The organism is Pseudomonas sp. GW821-FHT04D07 (assembly GCF_059420225.1).
Genome location: NZ_JBWKTH010000002.1, coordinates 426800 through 439662, shown reverse-complemented (window position 1 = coordinate 439662; position 12863 = coordinate 426800). Strand labels below are relative to the sequence as shown.

The window sequence follows — 12863 nt, the reverse complement described above, 5'->3', positions numbered from 1 at the left end:
TGCAAGACTTGCCGGCCTCATCGCCAGCAAGCCGGCCCCTACAAATTGGGGGCGTCACTCCTAGGGGGCTAGCACCCCACCATCCGATCGCAGACAAACTTCTTGCTCAACCCGCCTGAACTGGAAAAACGGTTCTGGGTGGTCCAGCCCACCCGCCGGCTGTAACCGACCCAGGCCTCACCGTCCGAGGCTATCCCGGTGAAGAACGTCAACTGCCCATAGCGGCTGCTGGTCTGCGCCCAGTGGCGCTTGCCGATCACTTCAAACCCCTGCAGGTAAATCGTCTTGCCCTCGGTGGCGACACCGTAGGCATTGCCCAGCGCATCCTTGCACGCCAGCAGGTTGGCGCTGCGGGTACAGCTCGTCTGGGGAGTGGCCGGCACTTGGGCCTGGGCGTTCGCCGCCACCAGCAACAGAATCGGCAGCAGATAGTTCAGGGCAGCACGCATCGACATTCTCGGCAACAGGGTCAACGCCAGCATTGCGCCCTTCGTCGTGGCGAGCAAGCGAGGATTGGATTATTTGCATTGTTATAATATAACATTAGATAAATCCCGGATCCGATGTGCATCGAAGCCAGAGAGCGTGAAGCGTTGCGCGAACGCCCTAAACGGGCGCTTTGACCCGGCCGACCTGATGAGGAATATCCCCATGCCCCAACGTCTACCCGTGACCGTGTTGTCTGGCTTTCTCGGCGCCGGCAAAAGCACCCTGCTCAATTACGTACTGCGCAATCGCGAAAACCTGCGGGTGGCCGTGATCGTCAATGACATGAGCGAGATCAATATCGACGGCAGCGAAGTCCAGCGCGACGTCAGCCTCAACCGCGCCGAGGAAAAGCTCGTCGAGATGAGCAACGGCTGCATCTGCTGCACCTTGCGCGAAGACTTGCTGGAGGAGGTTGGCAAGCTGGCCCGCGACGGTCGTTTCGATTACCTGTTGATCGAATCCACCGGCATCTCCGAGCCGCTGCCGGTGGCCGAGACCTTTACCTTCCGCGATGAAAACGGCCAGAGCCTGGCGGATGTCGCCCGGCTCGACACCATGGTCACGGTGGTCGACGGCATGAACTTCCTGCTCGATTACCAGGCCGCCGAAAGCCTCGCCTCCCGTGGCGAAACCCTGGGTGAAGAGGATGAGCGCTCGATCACCGACCTGTTGATCGAGCAGATCGAGTTTGCCGATGTGATCCTGATCAGCAAGATCGACCTGATCAGCAGCAGCGAACGCCAGGAGTTGATGGCGATACTGCAGCGCCTGAACGCCCAGGCGGAAATCATGCCCATGGTGATGGGCCAGATCCCGCTGGCGAAGATTCTCGACACCGGGCGTTTCGACTTCGAGCGCGCGGCCCAGGCGCCGGGCTGGTTGCAGGAGCTGCGTGGCGAGCATGTGCCGGAAACCGAGGAGTACGGCATTGCTTCCACGGCGTACCGGGCGCGGCGGCCGTTTCATCCCGAGCGTTTTTTCGACTTTATCAACCGGCCCTGGGTGAACGGCAAGCTGCTGCGTTCCAAGGGCTTTTTCTGGCTGGCCAGCAAGTATCAGGAGGCCGGTAGTTGGTCCCAGGCCGGCGGCTTGATGCGTCATGGTTTTGCCGGGCGCTGGTGGCGTTTTGTGCCGAAACCGCAGTGGCCGCAGGATCCGGAAAGCGTCACGGCGATCATGGGGCACTGGATGGCGGAAACCGGCGATTGCCGCCAGGAACTGGTGTTTATCGGGCAGAACATCGACTTCGCCCAGATGACTGTGCGGCTGGATAACTGCCTGTTGAGCGATGAGGAAATGGCCCTGGGGGTCGAGGGTTGGAGCGCGTTGCCCGATCCGTTCGGTCCCTGGCATGAAGAGGAGGCCGCCTGATGCTGGCGCCAAGTTGGAAGGCCTGGCCGACGATTCGGCAGGTGCAGGGCGAGGCGCCGACGGTGCTGGGCGAGATTCTCGACGAGGGGGTCAACCTGGCGGTCTGGCAGCGTCGGTTGCCGGGGCATATTGCCGATTTCGCGACCTTGCTGTTGTCATTGGACGAGCCGTTGGCCGAGTCCCTGAGCCTGGAAATGCCGGATGACGAGGCACGGCCGAATCTGCACGGCCTGGCCTCGGGGTTTAGCGATCTTGAGGGCTATGAAGGGTTCTTGAGCGATGTGTCCTGGCTGGTCAGCGCTTATGCCTGTCTGCTTGGCGCACGGCGGATCGGCCTGCGTTTGCGGGTGCTGGATAAAGCGATGTGTCCGCGTTTTCACGTCGATCATGTGCCGGTGCGCTTGATCACCACCTATGCGGGGGTGGGTAGCCAGTGGCTGGCGGAAGGGGCGATTGATCGTCGGCTGCTGGGCAATGCGACGGCGGAGCCGGGCGAGCCAGCGCTGATCCAGCAGGTGGAGAGCGGAGCCGTGGCTCTGCTCAAGGGCGAGCGCTGGCACGGCAATGAAGGTTTTGGCCTGGTGCACCGTTCGCCGCCGGTGCCGGAGGGCGAACGGCGGTTGATCCTGACCCTGGATTGGTTGGCCTGATCCGGACTCTCAGGAGTTACTCATCCTGGTAAACACCACAAAACCCCTGTGGGAGCGGAGCTTGCCCGCGAAGAACGATGATGCGGTGTCTCTGGAGAATCGCGGCGTTCCTTTCGCGGGCAAGCTCCGCTCCCACATTGGGATCTGCGGTGGTTGTCCTTATGGGGTTTGCCAGTGGCCCTGGCTTTGGCCCTCACAGAACGGCTTGAGATACGCCGCGTCCGTCGCCACGCCGTAATAGTGGATATTCTGCCGATAAGGCATATTGGCCACTTGCGCGTTGCCGCACACGCCGAACGAACCGCCCGGGCACTGCTCGACGTATTCGACCTCGACCTTCTGCCCCGGCAGGTTCGGCTGGCAGAAGCCGTCGCTGAACAGCTTGGCCGGGATATTGATGTTTTCCTGGCAGACTTTGACGTCCAGCCGCTGCCCATGGCTATGTACCACGCAGGCCTGCGCCAGCACCTGGCCTGAGCCGAACAGCAACGCCAGGCAGATCAGGCGCATCATGCTTTCATCTCTTTCAGAACATCGGCCCTCTATGTTGCAGAACATTCCCACTCATGTCATCGCCGGCCCGCTGGGCGCGGGCAAGACCACTCTGATTCGCCAGCTGCTGGCGCAAAGGCCCGAAGGCGAGCGCTGGGCGGTGCTGATCAACGAGTTCGGCCAGATCGGCCTGGACGCCGCGCTGCTGACCCAGGCCGACGATGGTATCGCACTGGGGGAAGTGGCAGGCGGTTGTGTCTGCTGCGTCAATGGCGCGCCGTTCCAGGTGGGATTGACCCGACTGTTGCGCAAGGCGCGACCGGATCGGCTATTGATCGAGCCCTCCGGGTTGGGGCATCCGGTGCAGATTCTCAAACAACTGGCCGAGGCGCCGTGGTTGGGGGTGTTGGCGTTGCAGCCTTGCGTGCTGGTGCTGGATGCCCGGGCTCTGGCGGCGGGCAAGCCGTTGCCGGAGTCGCAGCAGGAGGCGCTGGGGCTGGCGGGGTTACGGGTGCTGAACAAGTCCGCGGGGTTGGACGCGGTTGAACGGCAACGGGTGCTGGCCCGCTTGCCCGAGGGGCCTGTGCGCTGGACCGAGGAGGGGGCGTTGGGGTTGGCCGAGTTGCTTGCCCTGGATAACGGTCATCGCGAGCAGGCTCCCCCTTACGGTGATAGCACGTCCTCCGCTGGCGCGCCGGTCACCGCCCGATTGCCGGCGATCTGGACCGATCCGGCCCAACCGATTTGCCTGGATCACACCCAGGACGGCAACTGGAGCATCGGCTGGCGCTGGCACCCGAGCCAGCGTTTCGATACGGAAAGGCTCCAGCGCTGGCTCTCGGGGTTGGATTGGTTGCGAGCCAAACTGGTTATCCACAGCCCGGACGGCTGGGTTTCCGCTAATGCTGTGGATAACTCGGTGGTGCGGTGGCAGCCGAGTGAATGGCGACGGGATTCACGTGTCGAGCTGATCTTCGTGGAAAAGCAGGAGATCGAGTGGTTAAAAGTGGGGATGGCGCGGTGTCGTTTGTCGGGATAACAACGTTGAATGTGACATTGCCATCGCCAGCAAGCCGGCGCCTACAAGGTTCCGGGCTTGACGATATTTTGCGTTGGAACACCGAACTAATGTGGGAGCCGGCTTGCCGGCGATGGCGGCAGTGCATCTTGCATCGCAATCACTGGCAAACCACCGCCAACTGGCTTGCCTGGACCATTCAACGACGCAAATTATTATGGTCCTTGGCATGATCCTGGCGCCATTGGCTCAATTCGATCACTTCGGCGCTACGTGCTTCCGGCTTGGCTTCGAACGGGTAGGGCGCCAGCTCGATATGGGCGCTGTGGGCGCCGAACTGGGTAATGGTCCCGGCGTGACGCTGCTCACCGGTGACGGTGAACTCGAAGTTGTAGATCCGCGCCAGGCGCCGCCGGCCATGGGCGTCACGGACAAAGCCGATGCGCTTGAGGGCGACGTTGCCATCCAACAGCTCGATATCGAGCTTGGCGCAATGCTGCTTGACCCGCTCCAGCGCTCGCTCGCGCAGGCCATGGTTGTGCCAGAGCCAGGCAGCGCCGGTCGCCAGCAACATCAGCACGAACATATTTCCCAGGGTCAGCATGAACGCCACTCCAACAAAGTCAGCTCAGCTTAACTGGCTCCCCGGTCTGTCGTACAGGCTCCGTTTAGTCGCATACTCAGCGGCTTGAATCCACCGGCCTTTCTGGAATACGGAATGAAACGCACTCCCCATCTGCTCGCCATTCAATCCCACGTGGTTTTCGGCCATGCCGGCAACAGTGCGGCGGTTTTCCCCATGCAGCGCGTCGGGGTCAATGTCTGGCCGCTGAACACCGTGCAGTTCTCCAACCACACCCAATACGGGCAGTGGGCGGGCGAAGTGCTGGCGCCGCAGCGGATTCCCGAACTGGTCGAGGGGATTGCCGCCATCGGCGAGTTGGGCAACTGCGATGCCGTGCTGTCCGGCTATCTCGGCAGTGCCACCCAAGGCCGGGCGATACTCAGTGGGGTGGCGCGGATCAAGGCGATCAATCCCAATGCCCTGTACCTCTGCGACCCGGTGATGGGGCACCCGGAGAAGGGCTGCAGCGTGCCGACCGAGGTCAGTGATTTCCTCCTGGAAGAAGCCGCGGCCATGGCCGACTTTCTCTGTCCCAACCAGCTTGAGCTCGATAGCTTCTGCGGACGGGCGCCGAACTCCCTGTTCGACTGCCTGGCCATGGCCCGCAGCTTGCTGACGCGGGGACCGAAGGCGGTGCTGGTCAAACATCTGGCCTATCCGGGCAAACCGGCTGAGAGTTTCGAGATGCTATTGGTGACGGCGGATGGCAGCTGGCACTTGCGGCGACCCTTGCTGGCGTTCCCGAAGCAGCCGGTGGGCGTCGGCGACCTGACCTCGGGGCTGTTCCTGGCGCGGGTGCTGCTGGGCGACAGCCTGGTGACGGCGTTCGAGTTCGCGGCCTCGGCGGTGCACGAAGTGCTGCTGGAAACCCAGGCCTGCGCCAGCTACGAGCTGGAGCTGGTGCGGGCCCAGGACCGCATCGCGCATCCGCGGGTGCGGTTCGAGGCAGAGTCGATCAGCCTGTAAGCCTTGCCTGGGATCCTGAAAACACCCAGAACCCTGTGGGAGCCGGCTTGCCTTGAGTCTTGCATCGCCCTTGCGGCCGCTATCGCCAGCAAGCTGGCTCCTACAGTGACCGCGTTCGGCCTTGGCTCAGCCTGAAGGGCTCCGGCCCGATCCAATCAAGGCGCGTCGGCTTTGATTTCCTGGTAGCGCTTCTCCAGTTCCTGGCGAATCTGCCGGCGCTGTTGCGCCTGCACGTAGCGACGCTTGTCCTCGCTGTTTTGCGGCTGCAACGGTGGTACGGCGGCCGGTTTGCGCTGGTCGTCGACCGCGACCATGGTGAAGAAGCAGCTGTTGGTGTGGCGCACCGAACGCTCGCGAATATTCTCCGTCACCACCTTGATGCCCACCTCCATGGAGGTGTTGCCGGTGTAGTTGACCGAGGCCAGGAAGGTCACCAGTTCGCCGACATGGATCGGCTCGCGGAAAATCACCTGGTCCACCGACAGGGTCACCACATAACGACCGGCATAACGGCTGGCGCAGGCGTAGGCCACTTCATCCAGGTACTTGAGCAAGGTGCCGCCGTGGACATTGCCAGAAAAGTTGGCCATGTCCGGGGTCATCAAAACAGTCATCGACAGCTGGGCATTTCCGGGTTCCATAGCACGCTCACGGTTGGGTAGGCAGGGATTGGCTCAGGCACCTCTACGGGCGCTTCCTTCATTTTTCACAGACACTCGATAACGGGACGCCATCGATCGGGCCATCGTCACGCTTCTAGGGATCTGTTTCTACATATTGCACCGGCTTTTTGTCGGAAGTCGCGGTGTTAACCTTCCGAAAGCCATGCCATAGAAAATTCTCACACTCGGAACAGTGATTGCTGACAGCTCAAAAAGCTGTCCCATGACGGGTTCCGAGCAGCAAGGAGCGCCACGTCATGCATGCCATCAGTTTTATCCAGGACCTGGCCGTGCTCATGCTGGTGGCCGGTGTGGTGACCATCCTCTTTCATCGCTTCAAGCAACCGGTGGTGCTCGGCTATATCGTCGCCGGCTTTATCATCGGGCCGCACACACCGCCGTTCGGCCTGATCCACGACGAAGAGACCATCAAGACCCTGGCCGAGCTGGGGGTAATTTTCCTGATGTTCTGTTTGGGCCTGGAGTTCAGCCTGGGCAAGCTGTTCAAGGTCGGGGCCACGGCGTTTATCGCGGCGTTCCTGGAAATTGTGCTGATGATCTGGATCGGCTACGAAATCGGCCGCTGGTTCGACTGGAACACCATGGACTCGCTATTCCTCGGCGCGATCCTGGCGATTTCCTCGACCACCATCATCGTCAAGGCGCTCAATGACCTGAAGATGAAGAACCAGCGCTTCGCCCAGCTGATTTTCGGCGTACTGATCGTCGAGGACATTCTCGGCATCGGCATCATCGCCTTGCTGTCGAGCATTGCGGTCAGCGGGACCGTGAGTTCGGGCGAGGTGTTCTCCACCGTGGGCAAGCTGTCGCTGTTCATGATCGTCGCCCTGGTGGTCGGCATCCTGCTGGTGCCACGGTTGTTGGCCTACGTCGCTCGCTTCGACAGCAACGAGATGCTGCTGATCACCGTGCTGGGCCTGTGTTTCGGCTTCTGCCTGTTGGTGGTCAAGCTGGAATACAGCATGGTCCTCGGGGCGTTCCTGATTGGCGCGATCATGGCCGAGTCCCGTCAGTTGCTGAAGATCGAGCGCCTGATCGAGCCGGTTCGCGACCTGTTCAGCGCGATCTTTTTCGTCGCCATCGGTTTGATGATCGACCCGGTGATCCTGCTCGATTACGCCTGGCCGATTGCCGTGATCAGCGTGGCGGTGGTGCTGGGCAAGATGCTCTCCTGCGGACTGGGGGCATTTATTGCCGGCAACGATGGCTGCACTTCGTTGCGGGTGGGGATGGGGCTGTCGCAGATCGGCGAGTTCTCTTTCATTATCGCGGCGCTGGGGATGACCTTGCAGGTCACCAGTGACTTTCTCTATCCGGTGGCGGTGGCGGTCTCGGTGATTACCACGCTGCTGACGCCCTATCTGATCCGCGCGGCGGATCCTCTATCACTGAAGCTGGCGGCGCTGATGCCGCGGCGTCTGGCGCGGGTGTTCAGCCTTTACGGTGAATGGCTGCGCAGCATCCAGCCCCAGGGCGAGGGTGCGCTGCTGGCGTCGATGATTCGGCGGATCTTGTTGCAGGTGGGGGTCAACCTGGCGCTGGTGATGGCAATTTTCTTTGCCGGTGGCTTCTTCGCGGCGCCGATTGCCAACTACCTGGCCGGTTGGATCAATGAGCCGAGCTGGCATAACGGCCTGATCTGGGGCGGGGCGCTGCTGCTGTCATTGCCGTTCCTGATCGCGGCGTACCGCAAGCTCAAGGCGCTGTCGATGCTGCTGGCGGAGATGGGGGTCAAGGCCGAGGTGGCGGGGCGGCATACCCAGCGGGTCAGAAGGGTGATCGCCGAGGTGATTCCGCTCCTCTCGCTGCTGGTGATTTTCTTGCTGCTGTCGGCGCTGTCGGCGAGCATTCTGCCGAGCAATGAGTTGCTGGTGTTGATCGCCGTGGTTGCGGCGGCGGTCGCGGCGCTGTTGTGGCGCTGGTTTGTGCGTGTGCACACGCGGATGCAGATCGCCTTGCTGGAAACCCTGGAGCAGAAGAGCGATTCGGCCGGACACTGAAGCCCGAACGCCGATGCCTCCCTGTAGGAGCGAGCTTGCTCGCGATGATAGAACAAACACCTCTGGGCTTCAGATGCCCCGCGTCATCATTGACGACCATCGCGAGCAAGCTCGCTCCTACAGGGGGCATTGGGGCCGCATCGCGCGGATCAGCTCTCCAGCCAGACGTCCCGCGCCCAGTGCCACACCGATTCCCAGGACTCTTCGGTGATCAGCTCTTCCTCGGCGGACCACAGCACCACGGTGCCGTCTTCCTCGACACAGTAGTAGTCGTCACCGTCCTGGCAGATCGGGATCAGCTCCCGCGGCACGCCAGAATCCCAGGCATTGGCCGCGACGTCGGGCAGGTAGGTGTGCGACTGCGGATCGGTGACGGTCACCGGTTCCAGGCTGCCATACACCACATCACTGACGGTCAGCAGGAATTCCTTGAAAACGAAGGGGATGTTGATGAACAGCTCCTCTTCGATCTCGACCAACTGATCCTCGTCGGGCAACTCCAAAGGAACCGGTACGGGTTCGTTGGCTTCACGCAATTGTTCAATGACTTCTTCCACGGCCTCAATCCTCTTGCTTTATGGCGCGGTTCGTATCACGGGTCTTATACAGTAGCTTGCAAAAAGTACAATTGTGAAATGCAAAACCCCGGACAGGTCCGGGGTTTTTGTAGCTTTTTTCAGCGCGAGCCGTGGATCAGCCGTTCTGGCGAATACCGGCCACCAGCCAAGGCTGGTTGTCGCCTTGTGGACGCTCCATGTTCCAGCTTTCGCTGAAGGCTTCGCCCTGGTCGAAACGCGAGTTCTTCGACACACCGCTGAAGGTCAGGGTGGCGATGGTCTTGTCGGCGCGATCGTCCAGGCCGTCCAACTGCACGTGCAGGTTCTCGATGTAGGTGGACTGGAAGCCGTCACCCTCGTTTGCCCGTTCCTGTTTCAGGAATTGCAGCATCTGCGGGGTGACGAACTCGGCGATCTTGTCCATCTCATTGGCGTCCCAGTGCTGCTGCAGCGCCTGGAAGTGGCTGCGGGCGGCTTCGAGGAAGCGTTCCTCGTTGAACCAGGCCGGGGCGTTGATCACGCGGCGTGGGGCGACCGGGGCGGAACCGCCGAAGATCGCGTTTTGCGGCTGCGCCGGTTGCTCGAATACTTCGCGCTGGAACGGCGCGCCAGCTGGCGTCATGTGCTCCTGCTGCTTGCGTCGACGGGCGGCAATGAAACGGAAGATCACGAAGGCGATGACCGCCATGATCAGGATGTCGAAGAACTGCATGCCGTGGAAGCCGCCGCCCATGAACATGGAGGCGAGCAGGCCACCGGCGGCGATGCCAGCCAGGGGGCCGAGCCAGCGTGAAGCACCGCCGGCTTTGGCGGCAGCGCCCGCGGCACCGGCTGCACCGGCAGTCGCGGCAGCGCCGCCGACACCGGCACCGGCGGAAGGCGCCATCTGGCTGGTTTGATGGCTGGGTGCCGAGCCCATGCTCTTGCCGCCGCCGAAGCGCTTGGCGTTCGCGTCGAGGCTCATCGTCAGACCGATACAGAGCGCCAGGACGATACTGAGAAAACGTTGCATAAGGGTATTCCCGTTTGTGGAGTGCACGCGCGCCATACTGCACAGGTGAAATGTTACTGGCTAGCGCGAGAGTGTTTCCGGCTTTTGCCTGATCCTCCCATGCCCCACCTGAAGGTTTCATGAAAGGCCATTGCGCCGATACCGTTTGTTTCGTAAAACGAGTCGATAAACGCTGTGTGAAATGTTCCCGATTAGCGTCGGAGAGCCAGCATGACCACGCCGGCGGTAATCAGGCCGATACCACCCCATTGACGCAGGTCGAGCTTCTCGCCCAGCAGCAACACGCTGATCACGGCGACGAACACCACGCTGAGCTTGTCCACCGGGGCCACCAGCGAGGCCGGGCCGACCTTCAGCGCGCGGAAATAGCACAACCACGAAGCACCGGTAGCCAGGCCCGACAACAGCAGGAACAGATAGCTCTTGGCGGAAATCGTACTCAATGACTGATATTGGCCCGTTGCGTACAAAATCAAGGCCAGGCTGACCAATACCACGATGGTGCGCAGCAGGGTGGCGAAGTCCGAGTTGACGTTGTCGATGCCGATCTTGGCGAAGATCGCCGTCAGGGCGGCGAAAGTCGCCGAGAGCAGGGCCCAGAATGTCCACGAAGAAAAAAAGCCCGAGCCCATGCTTGTCGCGACCTCGATTGAATGATTAGACCTGCATGGCGTGCTGTCGAGCGTTCCCACACTGGGCGTGGAAACGCTTGAGCGTCACGCTCAGACCGCTTCCAGCTTGGCGTAGCCGAGCATCAGCCACTTGCTGCCTTCGCTGAAATTCACCTGGACCCGGGCCTGGGCGCCAGCGCCTTCGAAGTTGAGGATCACACCGTCGCCGAAAAGGCTGTGGCGTACGGTCTGGCCGAGGCTGAAACCGGTGTCCGGGATGTCGCTGCCACCGAACAGGCTGCTGCTGACCTGGGCCTGGGCACCGCCGAACGGTCGGCTGACGCTGTTGGACAGGCGCACTTCCTGGATCAGTCCTTTCGGCACTTCGCGGACGAAACGCGAGACCTTGTTGTAGGTCTCGCTGCCGTACAGGCGTCGGGTCTCGGCGTAGGTCAGCACCAGGTTCTGCATCGCCCGGGTGATGCCCACGTAGGCCAGCCGGCGTTCTTCCTCAAGGCGACCGGGTTCTTCCAGGCTCATCTTGTGGGGGAACAGGCCTTCTTCCATGCCCACCAGGAACACGTAGGGGAATTCCAGGCCCTTGGCGCTGTGCAGGGTCATCAGTTGAATGCTGTCTTCGTGCTCGTCGGCCTGGGTGTCGCCGGCCTCCAGCGATGCGTGACCGAGGAAGGCGGCCAGCGGCGTGAGCTCGGCGTCTTCTTCGGCGGCCTCGAAGTTACGCGCGGCGCTGACCAGTTCCTCAAGGTTTTCCACCCGGGCCTGGCCTTTCTCGCCCTTTTCCGCTTCGTGGTAGGCGATCAGCCCGGACTGCTCGATGACCACCTGGGTCATCAGGTGCAGCGGCATTTCCCGGGTTTTCGCCGCGAGGTCCTCGATCAGCTCGACAAACACCCCCAGCGCTCCTGCGGCACGTCCGGTCAGGCCCTTGTTGGCGACCAGCTGGCGCATGGCCTCCCACATCGACAACTCGCTGTGGCGGGCGTGCTCACGAATGGCCTCGACGGTTTTCTCGCCGATACCGCGGGCCGGAACGTTGATCACCCGCTCCAGTGCCGCGTCGTTGCCACGGCCTTCGAGCAGGCGCAGGTAGGCCATGGCGTTCTTGATTTCAGCTCGCTCGAAGAAGCGCTGGCCGCCGTAGATACGGTACGGGATACGCTCGCGCAGCAAAGCCTCTTCCAGCACCCGGGACTGGGCGTTGGAACGGTAGAGAATGGCGATATCGCTACGGGCCAGGCCGGTTTTCAGGGCGCTTTCGATGGTTTCCACCACGTAGCGCGCTTCGTCGTGTTCGTTGAAGGCGGCGTAGAGGTTGATCGCCTCGCCGTCGCCGCCGTCGGTCCACAACTCCTTGCCCAGGCGTCCGGTGTTATGGGCGATCAGGGCGTTGGCGGCCTTGAGGATGCCGGCCGTGGAGCGGTAGTTCTGCTCCAGGCGGATGGTCACGGCGTCCGCGAAGTCGGCGGAATACTGGTGGATGTTCTCGATTTTCGCGCCGCGCCAGCCGTAGATCGACTGGTCGTCGTCGCCGACCACCATCAGGCTGTCGCCACCCTTGGCCAGCAGGCGCAACCAGGCGTACTGCACGGCGTTGGTGTCCTGGAATTCGTCTACCAGAATATGCCGGAAGCGCTTCTGGTAGTGCGCCAGCAGGCCCGGATGGTCGCGCCACAGGTCCAGGGCGCGCAGCAGCAGCTCGGAGAAGTCGATGACCCCGGCGCGGGCGCAGGCGGCCTCGTAGGCTTCATAGATGCTGCGCATGGTCGCCAGGAACAGGTCGCCACTGGCCTGGATATGCTGCGGGCGCAGGCCCTCGTCCTTCTGGCCGTTGATAAACCACTGGGCCTGGCGGGCCGGCCAGCGCTGTTCGTCGAGGCCGAGGTCGCGGATCACCCGCTTGACCAGGCGTTGCTGGTCGTCGCTGTCGAGGATCTGGAAGGTCTGGCTCAGACCGGCTTCCTGCCAGTGCGCCCGCAACAGGCGGTGCGCCAGGCCGTGGAAGGTGCCGACCCACATGCCGGCCGGGCTGATGCCCAGCAGCTGCTCGATGCGATGGCGCATCTCGGCGGCGGCCTTGTTGGTGAAAGTCACCGACAGGATCGAGTGGGACGAGGCATTTTCGACCTGGATCAACCAGGCGATACGGTGCACCAGCACCCGGGTTTTACCCGAGCCGGCACCGGCCAGGACCAACTGACGGCCAACGGGAGCCGCTACGGCCTGGCGTTGGGCATCGTTGAGGGAGTTCAGCAAAAAGGAGAGATCATCGCGCATCGACGCATTCTAGGGTGCCGGGCCTGGGCGGGCAAACCCTAATGCTAGCCCGGGCGACGTGGAACCCTGTAGGAGCGAGCTTGCTCGCGATGGT

Annotated in this window: 13 protein-coding genes; 5 read left to right on the top strand and 8 right to left on the bottom strand. The window is 62.2% G+C overall.

The window, feature by feature from the left end; genetic code table 11:
- Window positions 1-68: 68 nt before the first annotated feature.
- A complete protein-coding gene (locus AC07T0_RS05565; RefSeq protein ID WP_495000303.1) occupies window positions 69-449 on the bottom strand; it encodes a glutamine synthetase in 381 nt (126 codons plus the stop codon).
- A 202-nt stretch (window positions 450-651) separates the two neighbouring features.
- Between AC07T0_RS05565 and zigA the strand changes: the two genes are divergently transcribed.
- Window positions 652-1860 (top strand): zinc metallochaperone GTPase ZigA, encoded by a 1209-nt coding sequence (zigA, locus tag AC07T0_RS05560; protein ID WP_495000217.1) that lies wholly within the window; start codon window positions 652-654, stop codon window positions 1858-1860.
- Complete coding sequence (locus AC07T0_RS05555; RefSeq protein ID WP_495000216.1) at window positions 1860-2510, top strand: DUF1826 domain-containing protein; 651 nt, start codon at window positions 1860-1862, stop codon at window positions 2508-2510. Before zigA ends, AC07T0_RS05555 begins: the two co-directional genes overlap by 1 nt.
- A 159-nt stretch (window positions 2511-2669) precedes the next feature.
- Here the strand turns inward: AC07T0_RS05555 and AC07T0_RS05550 are convergent, their stop codons facing one another.
- On the bottom strand, window positions 2670-3020 hold the full coding sequence (locus tag AC07T0_RS05550) for an NADH:ubiquinone oxidoreductase (protein ID WP_178129709.1): 351 nt from the start codon (window positions 3018-3020) through the stop codon (window positions 2670-2672).
- 34 nt (window positions 3021-3054) lie between these two features.
- Between AC07T0_RS05550 and AC07T0_RS05545 the strand changes: the two genes are divergently transcribed.
- Complete coding sequence (locus AC07T0_RS05545) at window positions 3055-4041, top strand: CobW family GTP-binding protein (protein WP_495000215.1); 987 nt, start codon at window positions 3055-3057, stop codon at window positions 4039-4041.
- Between the two features lie 178 nt (window positions 4042-4219).
- On the opposite strand, the gene AC07T0_RS05540 is transcribed toward AC07T0_RS05545, so the two are convergent.
- Window positions 4220-4624, bottom strand: a complete 405-nt coding sequence (locus AC07T0_RS05540) for a DUF3301 domain-containing protein (protein ID WP_495000214.1) — start codon at window positions 4622-4624, stop codon at window positions 4220-4222.
- Window positions 4625-4738: 114 nt separating this feature from the next.
- On the opposite strand from AC07T0_RS05540, the gene pdxY reads away from it, so the two are divergent.
- Window positions 4739-5611 (top strand): pyridoxal kinase PdxY, encoded by an 873-nt coding sequence (gene pdxY / locus AC07T0_RS05535; RefSeq protein WP_495000213.1) that lies wholly within the window; start codon window positions 4739-4741, stop codon window positions 5609-5611.
- A gap of 155 nt (window positions 5612-5766) precedes the next feature.
- Here pdxY and AC07T0_RS05530 read toward each other — a convergent pair whose 3' ends face one another.
- Window positions 5767-6252 (bottom strand): acyl-CoA thioesterase, encoded by a 486-nt coding sequence (locus AC07T0_RS05530; protein ID WP_495000212.1) that lies wholly within the window; start codon window positions 6250-6252, stop codon window positions 5767-5769.
- Window positions 6253-6530: 278 nt separating this feature from the next.
- Here AC07T0_RS05530 and AC07T0_RS05525 point away from each other — a divergent pair, with 278 nt between their 5' ends.
- Window positions 6531-8294, top strand: coding sequence for a cation:proton antiporter (locus tag AC07T0_RS05525; RefSeq protein ID WP_495000211.1), 1764 nt, complete (start codon window positions 6531-6533; stop codon window positions 8292-8294).
- A 149-nt stretch (window positions 8295-8443) separates the two neighbouring features.
- Here AC07T0_RS05525 and AC07T0_RS05520 read toward each other — a convergent pair whose 3' ends face one another.
- The 4 genes from AC07T0_RS05520 to uvrD form a co-directional block, all read right to left on the bottom strand.
- Entirely contained in the window at window positions 8444-8851 is a 408-nt protein-coding gene (locus AC07T0_RS05520; RefSeq protein WP_495000210.1) for an SMI1/KNR4 family protein, read from the bottom strand.
- Window positions 8852-8987: 136 nt separating this feature from the next.
- A complete protein-coding gene (locus AC07T0_RS05515; protein WP_495000209.1) occupies window positions 8988-9863 on the bottom strand; it encodes a Tim44 domain-containing protein in 876 nt (291 codons plus the stop codon).
- Window positions 9864-10054: 191 nt separating this feature from the next.
- Entirely contained in the window at window positions 10055-10495 is a 441-nt protein-coding gene (locus tag AC07T0_RS05510; RefSeq protein ID WP_495000208.1) for an EamA family transporter, read from the bottom strand.
- A gap of 90 nt (window positions 10496-10585) precedes the next feature.
- Entirely contained in the window at window positions 10586-12769 is a 2184-nt protein-coding gene (gene uvrD / locus AC07T0_RS05505; protein ID WP_495000207.1) for a DNA helicase II, read from the bottom strand.
- Between the last annotated feature and the right edge of the window lie 94 nt (window positions 12770-12863).